Annotated in this window: 12 protein-coding genes and 1 pseudogene; 8 read left to right on the top strand and 5 right to left on the bottom strand. The window is 39.6% G+C overall.

Annotation, left to right across the window (positions count from 1 at the left end):
- Positions 1-748: 748 nt before the first annotated feature.
- The gene (locus tag ACFINI_RS00170) at positions 749-5,458 is read right to left on the bottom strand and encodes an NAD-glutamate dehydrogenase (RefSeq protein ID WP_375645291.1); all 4,710 of its coding nucleotides are present in this window, start codon (positions 5,456-5,458) and stop codon (positions 749-751) included.
- A gap of 266 nt (positions 5,459-5,724) precedes the next feature.
- Here ACFINI_RS00170 and ACFINI_RS00165 point away from each other — a divergent pair, with 266 nt between their 5' ends.
- From ACFINI_RS00165 to rpsP, 4 genes and pseudogenes are all read left to right on the top strand, one after another.
- A complete protein-coding gene (locus tag ACFINI_RS00165; protein ID WP_375612226.1) occupies positions 5,725-6,381 on the top strand; it encodes a carbonic anhydrase in 657 nt (218 codons plus the stop codon).
- A gap of 230 nt (positions 6,382-6,611) precedes the next feature.
- On the top strand, positions 6,612-8,180 hold the full coding sequence (gene ffh, locus ACFINI_RS00160; RefSeq protein WP_375612251.1) for a signal recognition particle protein: 1,569 nt from the start codon (positions 6,612-6,614) through the stop codon (positions 8,178-8,180).
- Positions 8,181-8,204: 24 nt separating this feature from the next.
- Positions 8,205-8,533 (top strand): annotated as a pseudogene (locus ACFINI_RS00155) (chorismate mutase).
- A gap of 16 nt (positions 8,534-8,549) precedes the next feature.
- Positions 8,550-8,924 (top strand): 30S ribosomal protein S16, encoded by a 375-nt coding sequence (rpsP, locus tag ACFINI_RS00150; RefSeq protein WP_375612227.1) that lies wholly within the window; start codon positions 8,550-8,552, stop codon positions 8,922-8,924.
- A gap of 28 nt (positions 8,925-8,952) precedes the next feature.
- On the opposite strand, the gene ACFINI_RS00145 is transcribed toward rpsP, so the two are convergent.
- Positions 8,953-9,168, bottom strand: coding sequence for a DUF1674 domain-containing protein (locus ACFINI_RS00145; RefSeq protein WP_375612228.1), 216 nt, complete (start codon positions 9,166-9,168; stop codon positions 8,953-8,955).
- Between the two features lie 83 nt (positions 9,169-9,251).
- Between ACFINI_RS00145 and htpX the strand changes: the two genes are divergently transcribed.
- The 3 genes from htpX (at position 9,252) to ACFINI_RS00130 (ending at position 13,499) form a co-directional block, all read left to right on the top strand.
- Complete coding sequence (gene htpX / locus ACFINI_RS00140; RefSeq protein WP_375630696.1) at positions 9,252-10,298, top strand: zinc metalloprotease HtpX; 1,047 nt, start codon at positions 9,252-9,254, stop codon at positions 10,296-10,298.
- Positions 10,299-10,345: 47 nt separating this feature from the next.
- Positions 10,346-11,710 carry an RsmB/NOP family class I SAM-dependent RNA methyltransferase gene (locus tag ACFINI_RS00135; protein WP_375645290.1) on the top strand — a complete coding sequence of 455 codons (1,365 nt, stop codon included), beginning with the start codon at positions 10,346-10,348 and terminating at the stop codon, positions 11,708-11,710.
- A 64-nt stretch (positions 11,711-11,774) separates the two neighbouring features.
- Positions 11,775-13,499: a heparinase II/III family protein gene (locus ACFINI_RS00130; RefSeq protein ID WP_375645289.1), complete on the top strand. Its 1,725-nt coding sequence runs from the start codon at positions 11,775-11,777 to the stop codon at positions 13,497-13,499.
- A 946-nt stretch (positions 13,500-14,445) separates the two neighbouring features.
- Here ACFINI_RS00130 and ACFINI_RS00125 read toward each other — a convergent pair.
- The 3 genes from ACFINI_RS00125 to ACFINI_RS00115 all read right to left on the bottom strand — a co-directional run bounded on the left by ACFINI_RS00125 (position 14,446) and on the right by ACFINI_RS00115 (position 17,966).
- On the bottom strand, positions 14,446-14,598 hold the full coding sequence (locus ACFINI_RS00125; RefSeq protein ID WP_273790070.1) for a DUF1127 domain-containing protein: 153 nt from the start codon (positions 14,596-14,598) through the stop codon (positions 14,446-14,448).
- 345 nt (positions 14,599-14,943) lie between these two features.
- On the bottom strand, positions 14,944-16,563 hold the full coding sequence (purH, locus tag ACFINI_RS00120) for a bifunctional phosphoribosylaminoimidazolecarboxamide formyltransferase/IMP cyclohydrolase (protein WP_375622113.1): 1,620 nt from the start codon (positions 16,561-16,563) through the stop codon (positions 14,944-14,946).
- 620 nt (positions 16,564-17,183) lie between these two features.
- The gene (locus ACFINI_RS00115; protein ID WP_375645288.1) at positions 17,184-17,966 is read right to left on the bottom strand and encodes an SURF1 family protein; all 783 of its coding nucleotides are present in this window, start codon (positions 17,964-17,966) and stop codon (positions 17,184-17,186) included.
- A gap of 296 nt (positions 17,967-18,262) precedes the next feature.
- Here ACFINI_RS00115 and rpmB point away from each other — a divergent pair, with 296 nt between their 5' ends.
- The gene (gene rpmB, locus ACFINI_RS00110; RefSeq protein WP_375612235.1) at positions 18,263-18,580 is read left to right on the top strand and encodes a 50S ribosomal protein L28; all 318 of its coding nucleotides are present in this window, start codon (positions 18,263-18,265) and stop codon (positions 18,578-18,580) included.
- Positions 18,581-18,694: the final 114 nt, after the last annotated feature.

The following is an 18,694-nucleotide window of genomic DNA, read 5'->3' as shown; positions in this document are numbered from 1 at the left end:
TGTATTGCATATTTACGCATTTGTTAAAAAAATATTTCTCAGTGCTTCCTATTTCACGATGTCGCCTGTGAATGGTATAAGGATAAAGCCATTAAGCACCATCATCTTTTCGGTTACGGAGTAACAAGCTAGGGGAAAACATCATCATATTATATTTGCTTATATTTGCTAATTCTCAATCTTACTGCAGCTTTTGGCACTTGAGGCGGTTTATGAGGGGCATTTTTAGTCCTTTCTTTACTGTTTTTATCTATTCGGCTTTCCCATTTGCAATATGCAAGGGGAAATGGGGTTAATTAATTGAATATAAATAGATTTTAAATGAGATAAATTTAGAATATCGGATTATCATAAAAATGATAAAATTATGATTGTAAATCAATATATTATATTTTTATGATGAAGGATATTTGACAGTAAAATTTGAATTATTTTTTATTTTGAGTGCTCTGTCTAAAAATGCGGGATAGGGTTTCCGTTCTTCCCTTGTTGATTAGTCATGGATGGATAGAACGGAGCAAAAGCTTAGCTGTTTTGTACTGCTTTTAAGTCTGAAAGTTTATGTTTTTAGGGTGAGAAATCAATCCTGTTGTTTTTTTGAAATTGTTGCAAACAATTCTATTGTGATAAATAGCGAGATTTTTATTTTTGGTGTTATGTCTAAAATGCAAACTTCTGCTCTGTCTTAGTTGGTTTGTTGTGGTGGTGGGATAGAACGGGAGATTGAGAGGGTCGTTTTGTATTTTCTTTAGGTTTGAAAGCCAATATTTTGAAGTTGAGAAATCAATCCTGCTGCAAAAGTAAAACGAGAAATATTGAGATCATTTTCAATAAGGGCGCTAATGCGGTTTGTAATGTTGTGAATATGATCTTCTTCTGTTTTTTTCCAAGTGTCAAAAGGATCTTTTTTCTTTCCATAATTTTTGAGGATTTTCATAACGATTTGCCGAAAGCTTTCAGAAACATTTTCTTTGGCTTGGCTTAAAGCCATACTATCATAATAATCTACTACAGGAATTATACGACTTGCTTCGTTAATGCGGTTTATACGAATGATTTGCGCAAGTGAAAAGTAGATCTCTGCGGTTTTAATAAGATCACTGTTGCTTTGTTTTGCAATCAAAGAAATATCACAGATTGTTGAAGCAGCTTCCAAGAGAGCTAATTGTTTCGCTAATGCTTTTGGTGCTCCCTCTTCGCTGTAGTGTGATGCTTTTTCTTCAATCTTTTGCTTAATATCGTTGCCGTGAGAATGCATAAGCTCTTTTTCAATAACGCTACGGGCTTGTTTTATTGTTTTTACAATTTCTTCTAATGGACGTGAGAGATCTATGTTGTGCAAACCCCAATTGGTTGTTTCAAAGAGCATTGGGGTCATTGTTGCGTAGAATTTATTTTGGACAAGACCGGGTATTTTATTATCAAGCTTATCAATTTGCTCAGACAATTGAGGAATTTCGAAACCATCGCGGATGGCAATGAAAACGCGAATAATATTTTCAGTCTTTTGTTCTGTTGCATCATGTAGTCTATTAACAAAAGTGGGGCCTCCACGATTTACAATATCGTTGGCAATCAGCGTTGCGATAATATTACGACGCAATTGATGGTTAATAACTTCCTTCTTAAAATTTTCTTGAATTTGGGTTGGAAAATAGTTCAGCAAGGCTGTATTGAAATAGTGATCATCAACAATGGGGCTATTAGCAATTTCTTCTTTTAAGGTCAATTTAGCATAGGCAAAAATAACGGCGAGTTCTGGACGGAGAAGACCTTTGCCTTGGGTTGTTCTTTGTCGTAAAATTTGCTCATCAGGGAGTATTTCAACTCTGCGATCTAGAAGCTTTTTTTGTTCCAAATCGTGCATAAAGCGTATTTGATAGGGCAAATCAGCAGTGCTCTGGTTTTCCGCCAAAGAAAGCGCAAGAGGTTGTAGATAATTGTTGCGCAAGACGAGTTGCTCGACTTGAGGCGTCATTTTTTTCAAGAGCTTATTGCGTTCTTCGCGAGTTAACGTTTTGGCACGTAGTGCTGATGCAAGAACAATTTTGAGATTGACCTCAATATCAGAACAATTCACACCAGCAGAATTGTCAATGGCATCCGTATTGCATCGACCACCATTTAAGACATATTCAATCCGTCCACGTTGTGTAACACCAAGATTAGCTCCTTCACCAATAATTTTTGCACGCACTTGTTCTCCGGTAATGCGTATTGCATCATTTGCGCGATCACCTACTTGGGCATCATTTTCTGTTGCAGCACGGATATAAGTACCAATGCCACCGAACCATAAAAGATCAACAGGGGCTTTGAGAAGAGCAGAGATAATTTCAAAGGGTGTTCCTGTTTGTTTTTCGAAACCAATGGCTTGTGCTGCTTCAGGTGAGAGGGTAATGGTTTTTTCTTTTCGTGAGAAGATACCACCGCCCTTTGATAATTTGGTTTTATCGTAATCCTGCCAGCTTGAGCGAGGTAGTCTGAAGAGACGCGTACGCTCTGCATAGCTTTCGTCTATGTTCGGATCTGGATCAATAAAGATATCGCGGTGATCAAAAGCGGCAATCAATTTTGTTTGTTTGGAAAGCAGCATTCCATTGCCAAAGACATCACCAGACATATCGCCAACACCGACACAGGTGAAGGGCGTTGTTTGAATATCGTGATTAAATGACTCTCTAAAATGTCTTTTGACGGCTTCCCATGCACCTTTAGCTGTAATACCAATGTCTTTGTGGTCGTAACCTGCTGAACCTCCAGAGGCAAAAGCATCATCAAGCCAAAAGTGGTTTGCTTGGCTGATGGCGTTGGCTGTATCAGAAAAAGTTGCTGTTCCTTTGTCCGCTGCAACAACAAAATAGGGATCAGGGTCATCATGACAGATGACATTGTGGGGAGAACTTATTTTGCCGTTAATCAGATTGTCTGTAATGGAGAGCAAAGCTGTTATAAAGTCTGTATAAGCTTGTCGTGCTGCTTCTATGATGACAGCACGGTCATTTGTTTGGGGAAGCCGATGGGGATAGAATCCACCTTTTGCACCTGCAGGAACGATAACCGCATTTTTAACTTGTTGGGCTTTGACTAAGCTAAGCACTTCGGTGCGGTAATCTAATGCACGGTCAGACCAACGAATGCCGCCACGAGCGATAGGTCCAAAACGCAAATGGACCCCTTCAACTTCTGGTCCATAAACAAAAATTTCTCGGTAAGGGCGCGGTTCAGGCAAACCTTCAATCTGGCGTGGATTTAATTTGGTGGCTAAAATACGCCGTGGACTTCCATCAGGAAGAGTCGTAAAGGCATTCGTTCGTAAACTCGCCTCGATAAGGTTACAATAACGGCGTAAAATGAGATCATCGTCTAAACCAGAGACTTTCCGTAATTTTTCTTCAATGCGCTTTTGAATAACTTGTTGGTTTTTTTTTCGTTCTTTTTCTGTATGGCTTTGATGAAATTTTAAATGAAATAAAGCATAAAGATCTTGGGTAATGTCAGGATAAGCATTTAAAGTTTGGGCAACGCGATCTTGCGAATAAGGAATTCCAGCTTGTTGGAGATAGCGCCCATAATGGCGCAAAATAACAATTTCATGCCAATCAAGCTCAGCTGTTTGGGTGAGAGCATTAAAGCCGTCATTATCAGCATTTTGTGCCCAAATGGCTTCAAAGGTTTCGGCGTGTTTTTGACCGTCTTTTTCAAAATCGATACAGCGTTGGAAAGTACTTTCTAGCTGCATATCATGAAGATACACAGAGCGCCCATTGCCATCTGGTAATTCAAGGGTTTGTTCAGCAATAACGCGAAACCCCATATTTTCAAGGAGTGGTACACGTTTGGAAAGGGCAAGTGCTTCATGGCGGTGAAAAAGCCGAAGAGAAATGCACTGTTTTTCTTTGTTTTGTGCGTGATAAAAGATCACGAAAAGGGGCTTTTCATCATGAAGACTTAGAATATGTCCGGCATCGTTAATAGCGTCTTCAGCTGAAAATAAATCACGATAGCTGTTGGGGAATTCACTGGCTAGACGTGTTTGTTGCTCTGTTATTTTCTTGTTAAGAGCGATGGCTTGAACCCTGTCTTCCCAACTTCGTGCAATCGAACGTACATGTTGTTCAAGTGTGGAGCGCTCGTGAAGGGGAACAGTTTCGTTTCCTTTGCGATGGATGATATAATAGACACGTATAAGGGTGCTTTCCAAAAATAGCGGATAAGATTCAAAAAAGTCACCTTTATAAAGCTCTACAAAATGTTCGCCAACTTTTTCACGCAGGCTGCTGCTATATTGGTCACGCGGTACGTAGACAAGGATAGAAACAAAGCGTCCAAAAGAATCAGTGTGGGCAAGAACCCGTAAACGTGGGCGCTCATCTAATTGTAGAATAAGCTTAGTGTTTTCTGTCAATGTATCAACATCAGAGCGAAACATTTCATCTCTTGGATAGGTTTCTAAAGCACTGATGAGTGCTTTTCCTGAATAATCGGCGTGATTGTGTCCAAGACGTTGAATAATAGTTCGGGCTTTTTCTTTTAAGAAAGGAATTTGCAAAATAGAACGTGTATAAGCTGAGGAGGTAAAAAGCCCTACAATGCGTAATTCTCCACAGAGTTGGTTTTCTTTATCAAAGATTTTAAGACCAATATAATCGAGCCAAACAGAACGGTGAATTTTGGAGCGGCTGTTCGCTTTTGTCACGATAAACAGATTATCGCTTTCCATGAAGGATAAAACTTCTTGAGGAGGTTCTTTCATGCTTTTATCGTCAACAATATGAATAGAAGCATCCGTGAGTATACCAAGTTCAATATTACTGGCTGTAAAGGATTTTAGGGGTTTTTGGTCTTTGATGAAGTTGTAAGTGCGCATACCAAGGAAAATGAAATTATCGTCCATTAGCCAGTGAAGAAATTCAATAGCTTTTTCGCCTTCTTGTTTGTAGTGTGGGGGAAGATTTATTTGGTAGGCATGAATCTGCTTTTCAACTTCTTCAAGCATGGGTTTCCAGTCTTGTACAGCAGCATTAACCTGTTCAAGAACTAAGGTGAGTTCATTTTCAAGTTTTTGTATTTGCTGTTTGTTTAATGACTCGATGTGAATTTGCATCAGACTGATGCGTTTTCCAGAAGCACAATCAATAATGGGGTGTGCAATCAAATAGATATGGTTTTTGTGTTGATTAAAAACATTTAAAATAGAATCCAAAAGGAAGGGTTTGTTATCATTGACAAGCGTGATAACGGTTATAGGTCTGTTACTGCGGGTTAAATTTTGCTCAAAGCAGATGGTATTTTTTCCCGTCTGATGGAGATTAAAAGCTTTTACCGCGATGGCTGTGGCTTTTTGAAGTTCTTCATTTTCATAATAAGCAATATCTTCTTTATCGGTTTGGGCAAAAAGGATTTGTTCTATTTTATCTTGGGTGTTTTTTGTCTCTGTTTTTTTTTGTTGCAACACATTCACTCTCCCTTTTTGCTCTTAAGGGGTCTTTATTAAAAGCAGACCATTATATTTTTTATATACTGTAACACCTTCTTTCTAAAGAAAATAGCTCTTTATTTGGAAAGAATGAGTTTGTTTTTGCTATTTTTTAGTAATATTTTGTACTTTAAAGAAATATTTTGCTTCAAGGAAAGGGCACTTTTAGTATTTTTGTATGTTAATAGTTTGTTTTTTAAAATATACAAAATGAAAGTAAAAAAAGAAGCAAAAGTAAAGAGAGAATGGCGCATTTACCAGAAAGACTTTTAAGTGGTTACCAAAACTTTATAAACAATCATTTTTTATATAAAATAGCAGATTATCAGCAATTGGCGATTGAGGGGCAGAAACCTGAAGTTTTGGTCATTGCTTGTTGTGATTCGCGTGCAGTACCAGAAATGATTTTTGATGCTAAGCCAGGGGAAATTTTCACCCTGCGCAACGTGGCGAATGTGGTTCCTCCTTTTTCTCCTGATGACCAATATCACGCAACATCAGCAGCTCTTGAATATGCTGTGCAATTGCTTGAGGTGAGACATATTGTCGTTTTTGGTCATGCCCATTGTGGAGGCATTCGTACTGCTCTTAATGAGACATATAAATCTTTATTATCAAATGATTTTATCGGTCAATGGATAAGTCTCTTAGCACCAGCAGCAGAAATCGTTTTGAATAATAAGTCGCTGTCTTGGCCAGAAAAACAGACGGCATTAGAGCAGCTTTCTATTCGCCATTCGTTGAGAAATTTAGAGACGTTTCCGTGGATAAAGCTTCGCAAAGATCAAGGTTTTTTGACATTGCATGGTGTTTGGTTTGATATCTCTAGCGGAAAATTATGGAGCATGGAACAGGAAACAGGTTGTTTTATGCGTGTTGAAGTTGAAAGTTTTGAAGTATAGTATTTGTTGTTTTTATTTCTTCGTATAAAAAGATATTTTATGATAAAACTTGACAAAGCTGGGGTTTTATTGTTTGAAGGAGCAAGCTTTCAGTGACAAAATTAACTTGGAGCCACCGACTGAGACCCCAGTTTAAGGGTATAAAGAGATCTCAGAGGTCAACATCCGACGGCGCGATGCGTTCTCGGATGCTATTTTGGTTTGTTTGTTATGCAACAATGAGGTAAATGATGTTTGAATCCTTGCAAGAGCGACTTGGTTCTATCCTGTCTCATTTGACGGGACGTGGCGCTTTATCGGATCAGGATGTTGTAGAGGCGCTGCGTGAAATTCGTCGCGCTTTATTGGAAGCTGATGTTGCTCTTGATGTTGTGCGCTCTTTTACCGATAGAGTTCGGGAAAAAGCTGTTGGGGCCGAAATCGTTAAATCAATTAAACCAGGCCAAATGGTGGTTAAAATTGTTCATGATGAATTGGTTCATATTCTTGGAAGTGAAAGCGTTCTGAGTGATTTAAATGCACCAGCTCCAGTTGTTATCATGATGACTGGTTTGCAAGGTTCGGGAAAAACAACCACAACAGCAAAGCTTGCAAAACGTTTTACTGATAAGCACAATAAAAAAGTTCTCATGGCGTCATTAGATACACGCCGTCCCGCTGCACAGGAGCAATTGCGCCAATTGGGAGAACAGGCAAAACTTGCAAGCTTGCCTATTATTGCGGGTCAGCTGCCCGTTGATATTGCATCACGTGCCGTACAGGCTGCTAAATTGGGTGGTTATGACGTGCTTCTTCTTGACACAGCAGGACGTAATCATATTGATGAAGCTTTGATGCTCGAATTGGCTGAAATTAAAGCATGTTCCCTTCCTCATGAGATTATGTTGGTGGCTGATAGTTTGACGGGGCAAGATGCCGTTCATCTTGCTCGTTCTTTTGATGAGCGTGTCGGGATTACGGGGATTATTTTAACACGGATGGATAGTGATGGGCGTGGTGGCGCTGCTCTTTCTATGCGTGCTGTTACAGGTAAACCAATTAAAGCAATTGGAACTGGTGAAAAAATAGATGCTTTAGAAGAATTTCATCCCAGTCGTATTGCTGATCGTATTCTCGGAATGGGGGATATTGTTTCTTTGGTTGAAAAAGCTGCTGAAACAATGGATCACGAGAAAGCTGCTGCTTTTGCAAAAAAAATGCAAGCCGGAAAATTTGATCTGAATGATCTTGCAGAACAGTTGCAGAAAATGAAAAAACTGGGTGGAATGGGCGGTATTATGGGCATGTTGCCAGGAATGGGGAAGGTCAAAGAGCAGATTGCGGCTGCGGGGTTTGATGATCGTTTGTTTGATCGTCAATTGGCCATTATTTCATCTATGACACCCAAAGAGCGGGCGAATCCAGAGCTTTTAAAACATAGCCGCAAACAACGAATTGCTAAGGGGTCTGGTACGACAGCGGCTGATATTAATAAACTTTTGAAGATGTATCGCCAAATGGCTGATATGATGAAAGCCATGGGTGGTAAAGGAAAAAGTGGTTTTATGGGAAAAATGTTGGGAGGCCTTGGTTCCAAAATGGGTTTTGGTGGTATGGGAAACTTGGGAGGGGATTCTCCAGCTATACCGGATTTGTCGGGATTGGATCCAAAGCAATTCTCAATGCTTCAAAAGCAAATTGAAAATGGTAATGGAGGGAAGCTCTTGCCCGGACTTCCTAAGCGTGGACCTACATTTCCTGGTCTTTCCAATGGCATTGTCGATGGGGGAAATTTTCCTCAGCATCCTAAGAAAAAATAAGATGTAAAGAGGGAAAGGAATATAATGCAGGAAACAGTATTAAACGAATTGGCACATTTACGAGCATCCATTGATAATTTTGATGCAACCTTGATTCATATCTTAGCAGAGCGGTTTCGTTGTACGAAAGCTGTTGGGCGCTTAAAAGCCCGTTATGATTTGCCTAAAGTAGATCCTCTGCGTGAGCAATATCAGGTAGCGCGTTTGCGGCAATTGGCTATAGATAGTCATCTTGATCCTGATTTTGCTGAAAGATTTTTAAAATTTATTATTAAAGAAGTTGTGAGTCATCATGAAGTTATTGCTGAAGAGCAAAAAACAAAAAAGTCAATTTAAACGAAAGCCAGAGCTGACAATAGGAGATAAAATATGGCATTGAAAATTCGTTTGTCCCGTGGAGGTTCAAAAAAACGTCCTTACTATCATATCGTCGTTGCAGATGTTCGTAGTCCGCGCGATGGGCGGTTTCTTGAACGTGTTGGTGCATGGGATCCAATGTTGCCTAAAGATGGACCGAGGGTGAAACTTAATGAAGAACGTATCCAATATTGGCTTGGGCAAGGGGCTCAACCAACAGATCGCGTTTTACGGTTTTTAGATGCAGCTGGCTTGAAAAAGCGTCCAACTCGTAATAATCCACATAAAGGTGAACCGGGTAAAAAAGCACAAGAACGTATAGCAGCAGCAAAGCAAGCGGCAGAAGAAGCAGCTGCAGCGGCTGAAGCAGAATCTGCTACAGCATAAGAAGCATGGTTTTTTTAAATCAATGGTTTTAAAAATCAATGGCGCGGCCTTTAATTTCCCAATCTCCATAGCGGGAAGGGTCCTTGCCGCCGCGTCCACCATTTTCTAAAGGTTGTTCTTTTTTTGCTGCGTGTTTTCGTCTTTCTTCAGCTTCTTGGAGAGCGCGTTGTGCTGCGGGAGAAAGAGATTGCTGTTTAACGTCAGTTGCATTTTTTTTGCTTGTTTTCTCATCTTTTTTATTCATTTTACACCTATTCCATTGAAGAAGCAGAAAGAAAACACCATCATATAGTATTGATTGACTTTTATCATGGAGTTTTTTGAGTAATGAATATAATGCGTACAGCTATGCTTTTGGCTTTTTTAACTGCTCTCTTTATGGGAGTTGGTTATCTTGTTGGAGGGGGCGGTGGCATGGTCATTGCTCTTTTGATGGCAAGTGGTTTAAACTTTTTTTCTTATTGGAATTCAGATAAAATCGTTTTACGCATGTACGGGGCGCGTGAAGTTGATCAGCATTCAGCACCAGTTTATTATAAGATTGTAAGCGATTTAGCACAAAAGGCTTCTCTTCCTCAACCAAAGGTTTATGTTATTGAGAATGCACAGCCAAATGCTTTTGCAACGGGACGTAATCCGCAAAATGCAGCTGTTGCTGCAAGTACTGGGTTGTTAGAGCGGTTAAGCGCTGAGGAAATTGCCGGCGTTATGGCGCATGAGCTCGCACATATTGAGCATCGTGATACGTTAACAATGACTCTGACCGCAACGATTGCAGGGGCAATTTCAATGCTTGGTAATTTTGCTTTCTTTATGGGAGGACAGCGTAACTCTTCAGAAGATTCTCATGGCGCTGGGGCAATTGGAGGATTTATTGCATTGCTCGTGGCGCCTTTTGCAGCGATGCTGGTGCAAATGGCGATTAGCCGTACACGGGAATATGCTGCGGATCGGAGAGGGGCTGAAATATGTGGTAATCCTTTATGGTTGGCTTCGGCATTGCGTAAGATTGCTGATGGGGGACGTGGGGTATATAATGAAGAAGCAGAGCATAATCCAGCAACCGCGCATCTGTTTATTATTAATCCTTTGAGCGGTGAGGGAGCGGATAGTCTTTTTTCGACACATCCAGCAACTGCAAATCGTATTGCTGCTCTTTATCAGCAAGCAGAAGAGATGAAAGGGGCTCTTGCCAAAAGTGTGGGATGGAATAAAGAAGACGCTATACATGAAAAAAGCAGCGGGATGAACTATGGAGATTTTCATAGTGGTCAGGCTCATGCATTAGGTGAGAAAGAAAATAGTTCTTTTCAGCGTGTTACAAAACGTCCTTCTTGGCTTCGTTATGAAAATTCAAAAAGATCTCGTTCATAGAGTTATTGAGGGAGTTTTTAAGGAAGCAATAATATAAAGGTGGTGGTTTGAAACACAAAAAAGCGGGGCATGTGTCTGAAAAAAATGTTCCAGGATTAGCTGTTCGACAGGTGTGTGTGCGTCTTTTGGGGGCGGTAGTTGATAAGTACACGCCTCTGTCTGGTTTGACGGATAATGAACACGGACATCCACAATATTTGAAGCTTTCACAACGAGATCGTTTGTTATGTCGGGCTATTTTAACAGCTTCATTGCGTCATCGAGGGCAGATTATGGTGGCTCTCTCACGCTTTTTGGCGCGTCCTTTGCCTTCACAAGCACTTTCACTTCAGCATCTTTTGCATATCAGTGTTGCACAAATTCTTTATCTTGATATTCCCGATCATGCGGCTATTGATTTAGCTGTGCGTGTGGCGAAACTTGATCCTCGAATGCGCCGTTTTTCAGGGGTGGTGAATGCTCTTTTGCGCAATGTTGCACGTGAGGCAGAGCCTTTACGTCAACAAGTTCCTACCATTGAAGGTGTGCCAACGTGGTTTGGACAGCTTTTAATATCAGCTTATGGAACAGAAAAGGCACATCAGATTATCGCAATTCAAAGTGTGGAACCTCCTTTCGATTTGACAGTGAAATCTGATAGTGGTGGATGGGCTGAAAGGCTTGGCGGTGTGGTATTGCCCAATGGTTCTGTTCGATTGAAGCGTCTGGAGTGCTCTGTTTCTGATTTACCAGGCTATCGTGAAGGATCTTGGTGGGTCCAAGATTTTGCAGCAGCTTTGCCTGCTTGTTTACTTGGGAGTATTGAGGGTAAACGCGTTGCTGATCTTTGTGCGAGCCCTGGAGGAAAAACAGCACAATTGGCTTTGCAAGGGGCTGAGGTGACTGCAATTGAGCTTTCTGCTAACCGCATAAAGCGTTTAAAAGAAAATATGGAACGGCTTCATTTTTCAGTTCACATTTGGCAGGGCGATGTGAGAAATTTCTATCCCACACAGCTTTTTGATGCGGTTCTTCTTGATGCTCCTTGTTCTTCTACAGGAACAATCCGTCGTCATCCAGATATTTTATGGACGAAATCGAGGGAAGATATCGTCAAGTTAGCGGCGTTGCAATATGATTTGCTTGTCGCAGCAATTTCTTTGGTAAAGGATGGGGGACGGATTGTTTTTTCCAATTGTTCATTGGCAAGAGAAGAAGGTGAAGATCTTATTGAGAAAATTTTATCGATACGCAATGACATTGTTTTAGACCCTATTTATCCAGAGGAAATGGGAGCACTGGAACATTTGCTTTGTGGGGGGATGTTACGGACAACGCCTGCGGATTTTTGTCATAAAAATTTTGATGCTGAGAAAACCGTATTTTTAGGAATGGATGGTTTTTTTGCTGCGCGCTTACGAAAAATTGCTTAATTAACGCTTCATTTACAAAAATGGTCGAAATTGTATTTGATTCAGCATAAATGGAGATGAAATTTTGGCGGTTGCGGTAAAAGCTCCTCAGGTAAAAGTGGCAGCCTGTATCGATACGATACAGAATGTTATGCGGCGTTTATGGGTTGGACCATTGTTTCGTTGGCGGTTTTCAGGGTTTCGTCCTCATAAAATTTTAGCGCATCCCATGGATTTGCATGTAGCTGATCCGATGATGGCGCATGAATTTTATCATGGTCGTTTTGCTTTTGCTGGTCACATTGTTCATTCTGGTGCTGTTTCGCCGTTTTCATTGGTTCCACCAACGCTAGAATGGGAAGCGGCTCTACATGATTTTCATTGGTTGCGCCATATGGAGGCAGCAGGAAGTGATTTAGCTTCTGCACATGCACGCTCTCTTTTAGAAGATTGGTTTGACCATGCTGGCAAGAAGGTAAAAGGGCTTGCTTGGAGTAGTCCTGTTGTGGCGCGGCGCTTGATTTCATGGATTTGTCATTCGAAAATGTTGTTAGAAGGGGCAAGTGAACGGTTTGAAAAACGCTTTTTACGTGCACTTGGTTTGCAATTTCGTTATTTGCGCGTAACAATTTGTAGTATGGAGCACAATGATCAACGTTTACAAGCAGCAGTAGCTTTGACATTCGCATCTCTTGCTTTGCCTGTTTCTGCGGCAGTGAAAAAAAAGGTACAAACCACACTTATAGAGGAGCTTTCCCGTCAAATCCTAGTTGATGGTGGGCATATTTCCCGTAGTCCTGTTATTTTGCTGAATTTGTTATCGGATTTATTGTCGTTACGGCATCTTTTTATGCGTAGCAATGAAACAGCACCCCGTATTTTGATTGATTCTGTTGAGCGTATGTTGCCAGCTTTACGATTCTTTATCCATGAGGATCAAACGTTGGCTCATTTTAATGGGGTTGGTCCCCTTGTGTCGGAACGGTTATCATCGCTTTTGGAGCTTGATGAAACAGGAGGGCATCCTTTTAGTTATGCCCGTTATTCAGGATTTCAGCGCTTAAAAGCCAATCAAACAACAGTGTTTGCAGATACAGGAAAGTTTCCACCCCGCTCTGTAGCACAGCAGGCTTGTTCGGGGTGTTTGTCTTTTGAAATGTCTTCACAAGGGCACCGTTTTATTATCAATGCCGGTGTTAATCCTGATGGGCGGGAAGAGTATCGACATTTAGGGCGTGTTACTGCAGCACATTCAACAGCTACGCTTAATGATTGTTCAGTGGGTGCTTTTTATCATAAAAACAAAAATGGCGCGCCATTTTTGTTTGATGGACCAACAGACGTTCAAGTGTGCCGTATAGAGGATTCAGAGAAGACGGGTTTTATTGCGAGTCATAATGGTTATATGCGACCCTTTAATCTTATTCATGAGCGTGGTCTTATTTTGGCGACAAATGGAGATACGATCGAAGGTTTTGATCGCTTTTTTATGCCCAATAAAGGGGGAAAGAGACACAAGAGTGTGCAAAATGAACAAGATCATGTTGCTGTTCGCTTTCATCTTCATCCACAAGTTGAAGTTAACTATGATGGCAAACGTGTGTGTTTAGCCGTAAAGAATGAGAACGAGAAGAGCGAACAAGTATGGTATTTTATATCGCCTGACGCAGATATTTGTCTTGAAGATTCAATTGATTTTGCAGAATTAACAGGTCCACAACGGACACAACAGATTGTTTTATATTTTCGTCCTGCATTTCAGGAAAAAGTTCGTTGGCGTTTTATCCGTAAAGCGTTTGATAAAAATTAGAACATTGTTCCAACCCATAGTATATTGGGTTTTATCTTGCGTGTTGCAAAACATTATCGTTTATTGTGGTCATATTATCAAAATTTGAAGATTATATCAATTTTATACACGAAGCATTTTGTTGGAGTATGGGTTGAATGTTTTTAGGCAAGGTTTGCTCATAGAATCTCATGAGGTGATACTAAAAGGGATTGGCTTCAGAAAAAAGGTTTTTGAAAGATCATTGTTGACAGATGGGTACCAGTTAAGGATTTTGATCCTTTAAAAATATGGAGAGAAAATTAAGCTGTTGCTTATCTTCGATAAATTTTTAAGTGTGCTGTTGGGATCAACATTTCTCTCTGAGAGAGTTGCATTACATAGGGTTACACTCCTCACGAAAAACAGAGCGCTATTGTATTGTATATTCACGGACTTATTTTAAAGAAAAATCCCTTAACGCTTCCAAGCCTATTTTGCGACGATGCCCGTGATGGGTATAACGGTAAATCCATTAAGCACCCCCCCCATCTTTATGCTTATGAAGGAGCAGTTCGGCACTATCACACTATTGATCAGTGCCAATGTTTGTAACAGTTCTTGGCACTAGAGATGGTTCATAAGAGGCATTTTTAGCTTTTTCTTAATAGCTTTTATCCATACAGCTCCCCCGCTTGTAACGTGCAGGCGAATGGTTTTGGTTGATTCAACATACATAGATTTGAAATGGAAGAATCTTACGGTGTTCGGGGTTCTAATTTAATATGAATAACGCTAAATTATCATTACAAATCAAATGTTGTACATCATAGAAGCACTGAAAATTCGAGAAACAATACATAACAATGGCCGAGAAAAATAACTCTTCTGCTCTTTGTTATTATACTAAAAATAAAGTTATAATAACAAACCACAAAATGCGCGCTTTTTTATAGCAAAGCATTCTCTCAAATATCTCAAACAATTTTCATAAAGATTTACGCGAATAACGTCGTGCAATCGAATCAATATCACCTCGACAAATTCCAAGATCGCTGAGTTCATATGTTGAAAGACGACTTAACGCATTAACGGTTCGACGATAACGGCGCCAATTACTATAAAAACGTAGAATATTCATATCCTCTACTCAAACTTTTCATTACACTCTCTAGTTTAAGAATAGAGCATATTACTAAAAAGAGTTGTGTTATAATATCATAACAGGTATGCAATTACATAAAAAGTAATATCCCTTTAACATTTTCCTCATGTGAAAGGGCAACCATTAAAATGTTAATAAAGGCATCTTATCCCTAAACAATGGCTAAATTATGTGCATTTTCTGCGGTGATAAACTTTTTCACGTGTAGATTCTTTGGATTGAATAACTGCTTCCATTTCAACAGTTATCAATAGTTATACGATAATTATGAAAAATTCCTTGAAACATTTGTCTCATACGAAAAGAAAAGCAGCAAAATTATTAATGTCGGAAGTGTCGTGTTCCTGTAAAAACCATCGCTAATCCCTGTGCATCCGCTGCGGCGATAACTTCTTCATCACGCATGGAGCCTCCTGGTTGAATAATTGCTGTTGCCCCTGCTTCAGCTGCTGCTAATAAACCATCTGCAAAAGGAAAAAATGCATCTGATGCAACAACAGACCCTTTTGTGAGAGTTTCTGTTAAGCCTGCTCTTTGCGCACTTTCTGCTGCTTTACTTGCAGCAATTTTTGCTGAATCGATGCGGCTCATTTGTCCAGCTCCAATTCCAACTGTTGCGCTATTTTTCGCGTAAACAATAGCATTTGATTTAACGTGTTTTGCTACACGAAAAGCAAATTGAAGATCACGCATTTCATCTTGAGTTGGTGCCCGCTTTGTCACTACTTGCAATTTAAGATCATCAACCACCACATTATCACGCGATTGCACTAAAATGCCTCCTGCAAGTGTTTTCGCAAGAAGTCCTCCACAACGTGGATCAGGGACACCACCTGTAATAAGCAAACGAAGATTTTTTTTCTTGGCAATGATTTCACGTGCTGCCATTGTTGCGTCAGGCGCAATAATCACTTCCGTGAAAATTTTAACAATCTCTTCTGCACATTCTTCATCAAGGGTTTGATTTAAAGCAACAATTCCACCAAATGCCGATACATTATCACACATAAGAGCTTTCAAATAAGCTTCTTTCAAATTTTCTCCTTCCGCAACACCACAAGGATTGGCATGTTTAATAAGAGCGACAGCAGCGGTTTTTTGCGGATCAAATTCTGCCACAAGCTCAAAGGCTGCATCTGTATCATTCAGATTGTTATAAGAAAGCGCTTTGCCTTGTAAAAGTTTTGCTGTTGCAATACCAAAACGTTTTTCATTATTGCGATAAAATGCTGCCTGTTGATGTGGATTTTCCCCATAGCGCATAACACTTTCAAGATGACCGGAAAAACTCTGCCATGATGGCATTTCAATTTTTAAATCCCGTGCAAACCACGATGCTATTGCCGTATCATAAGCAGCGGTGTGTGCATAAGCGCGCATTGCTAGCTGATGACGCATGGATAAGCTTAAACATCCATTATGCTGCTTTAATTCAGCTAGAATCGAATCATAATCTTTTATCGCTGTTACAACACCGGTATAAGCATAATTTTTTGCCGCGGCGCGAATCATCGCCGGTCCACCGATATCAATATTTTCAAGAATCGTTTGTCCATCAGCTCCCGATAGGATCGTCTCTTCAAAAGGGTAAAGATTCACCACCAAAAGATCAATTCCATAAATGCTGTTCTTTTCCATAGCTTCCCTATGGCTAGGATCTTCTCTTACTCCTAACAAAGCACCATGAATCAAAGGATGGAGTGTTTTTACACGTCCATCCATTATCTCAGGAAATCCAGTAACTTCAGCAACATCTTTTACGGGTAAACCAGCCGCTATGAGGGTTTTGGCTGTTCCTCCTGTTGAAATCAATTCAACATTGTAGGTAGCATGAAGAGCTTGTGCAAAAGCAACCACACCCGTTTTATCAGACACAGAAAGAAGAACACGACGAACCTGATGAAGATCAGGTATGGGAAAATTTTTTCCAACAACACCCATAATAGAAGCCTTAAAAATGAAAGAGTTAAAATTCTAGTAAAACAAGCTTATACGTTTATAGCATAAGCCTTTAGCAAAATACACTGAAAGGATAAACTGTCTTTTTAGAATATAGAATACTCACCTTTTTCTATTATCCTGTAAAAACCTCTCATTTGAGGTGTGATGATAGGTATAAAAGTCTCATTGAGACATTAAATGTTTTTTTGTTGCTTATAACTCAATATCTCATCTTCATAGCAGTTTTGAAACAAAAAATGCATCCGTATGTTCTCTGCTATATTAGCCTTTATACTAGATGAAGGCGAAAGTATTGCGTATATCAATTGGAGTAATCTCTGAAATGGGAAATAATCTAATGAAGCAAGAATATAAAATTATAAAGGCAAAAATGAGTGCTCATCTTTCCTATTATTTTTAAATTTGACTTTATGTTTTTCAAAAGCGTTTATGACAATGTTTTTTAAGAGTGTCGCGTAAATCTTTTGTGGATGGTATAAAGTTCATTGTATGCCTATGATCTTTAATTTAACAAAGGCGCAAGTTGGTAGATTTTATTCTCTTTATCAGTTTTCAAGATTCTAAAAATTTTTGTTACTTGAGATGGAAGAGGTATTTTTTTAGTTTTTTTGCTGTAGCAGAAAAAGAAAACCTCCTAACACACCAGCAGCTAAAATAAACCACGTGATTGCATAAACGAGATGATTATTTCGAAAATGGATAATCGTAAGACCAACGACGGGAAGTTTTGCTTGTGGAGATGTTTTTCTGGCATCAATGAAATAAGGGGCAACAGTGGACAAACCAAGTTTTTGTGCCATAGCGGGGAGATCGCGCGTATACCATAAATTTTTGTCAGGATTATTTTTACGCGGGAAAAATCCATTTTTTTCACTCATGCGTAATAAACCTATAATCGTTGTTTGTTCTGTGTCCGTGGTAGAATTTTGCTGAGATAAGGCATTTGTATGCGATTGCTCTGTGTTTTGAAAATTGTTACGTTCATCCATGGGGATAAAGCCACGGTTGATAAAGATCAGTATATTATCAGCAGTTTGTAAGGGAGTCAAAACCCAATAGCCTGTAGTATTTTGAGCGGCAGCCGTGACTAAAATATTTTTATCTGTTAAAAATTTTCCTGTGATAATAACAGGTTGATATTCATATTTTTCAAAAGTAACATCTGACCATTGATTTTTTGGAGGGGCTTTTATGGGGGGTAAATGAATGCGCTGATTGGTACTGGTGATAAGATTTGTTTTCCAGTTTAACCGTTGTACTTGCCATATACCTAATGCGCTGAAGAGAAGAAAAAAACAAACACATAAAGTTCCAAACAAAAAAGAAGAAAAACGGTTAGGATTTTCTTGAAGCTTTGTCATGGGGGACTCTTGTTTACTCATGATTTATATTTCCTTTCAGGACAATAAGCTTTCATTCTAACATGGTGTATATTAAAAGAAACATTTTGTACGCTTTTTGGCAGAATTTGCACGCCTTATTGAGGAAAAAGATGAAAAATGAGCCAACAAGAGATGAAAAAGGTTTTATAAAAGACTTGACCTTTTGTTGTCGACCCCCTATTAGAAAGAAACTTCCCAATGATGCCCGTTCAAGGTTGCATTGCGCGTGTTTTGCGTTCATTGTGTCCTTTGGGTATGGGGATTTGAAAGTTTCTTAGAGTTTAAGGGTGAAGTTTATGTCTCGTGCATGTGAATTGACAGGGAAGACGGTTCTGTATGGTAATAATGTTAGCCATGCGAATAATAAGACTCGGCGTCGTTTTTTACCAAATCTTTGCAATGTGACATTGATTTCAGAGGTGTTACAGCAAAGTTATCGCTTGCGTATTTCAGCAAATGCATTGCGTTCTGTTGAGCACCGCGGTGGTCTTGATGGTTTTTTGATTAAAGCAGACGATAAAGAGTTGTCGCAACGTGCGCGTTTGCTAAAACGCCAAATCATTAAGAAAAAAGCTGAGCAAGAAGGTGAGCAAAAGGCTGAACAAGCAGCATAATTGTTAGCGCCATTCTTTTTGGTTTATTAACGCTTTGATTTCGGTTTTCTGTTCTAGAAGTTAAGTTTTTTGCAGGTTGATCGTTTCATTTTATTGGTTCCATATCCCAGGTTA

This window comes from Bartonella sp. AA56HLJMS, assembly GCF_042197145.1.
In the GTDB taxonomy this organism is placed as follows: domain Bacteria; phylum Pseudomonadota; class Alphaproteobacteria; order Rhizobiales; family Rhizobiaceae; genus Bartonella.
Note: the sequence above shows the minus strand (reverse complement) of the source record. Positions and strands in the feature narration are given on the sequence as shown.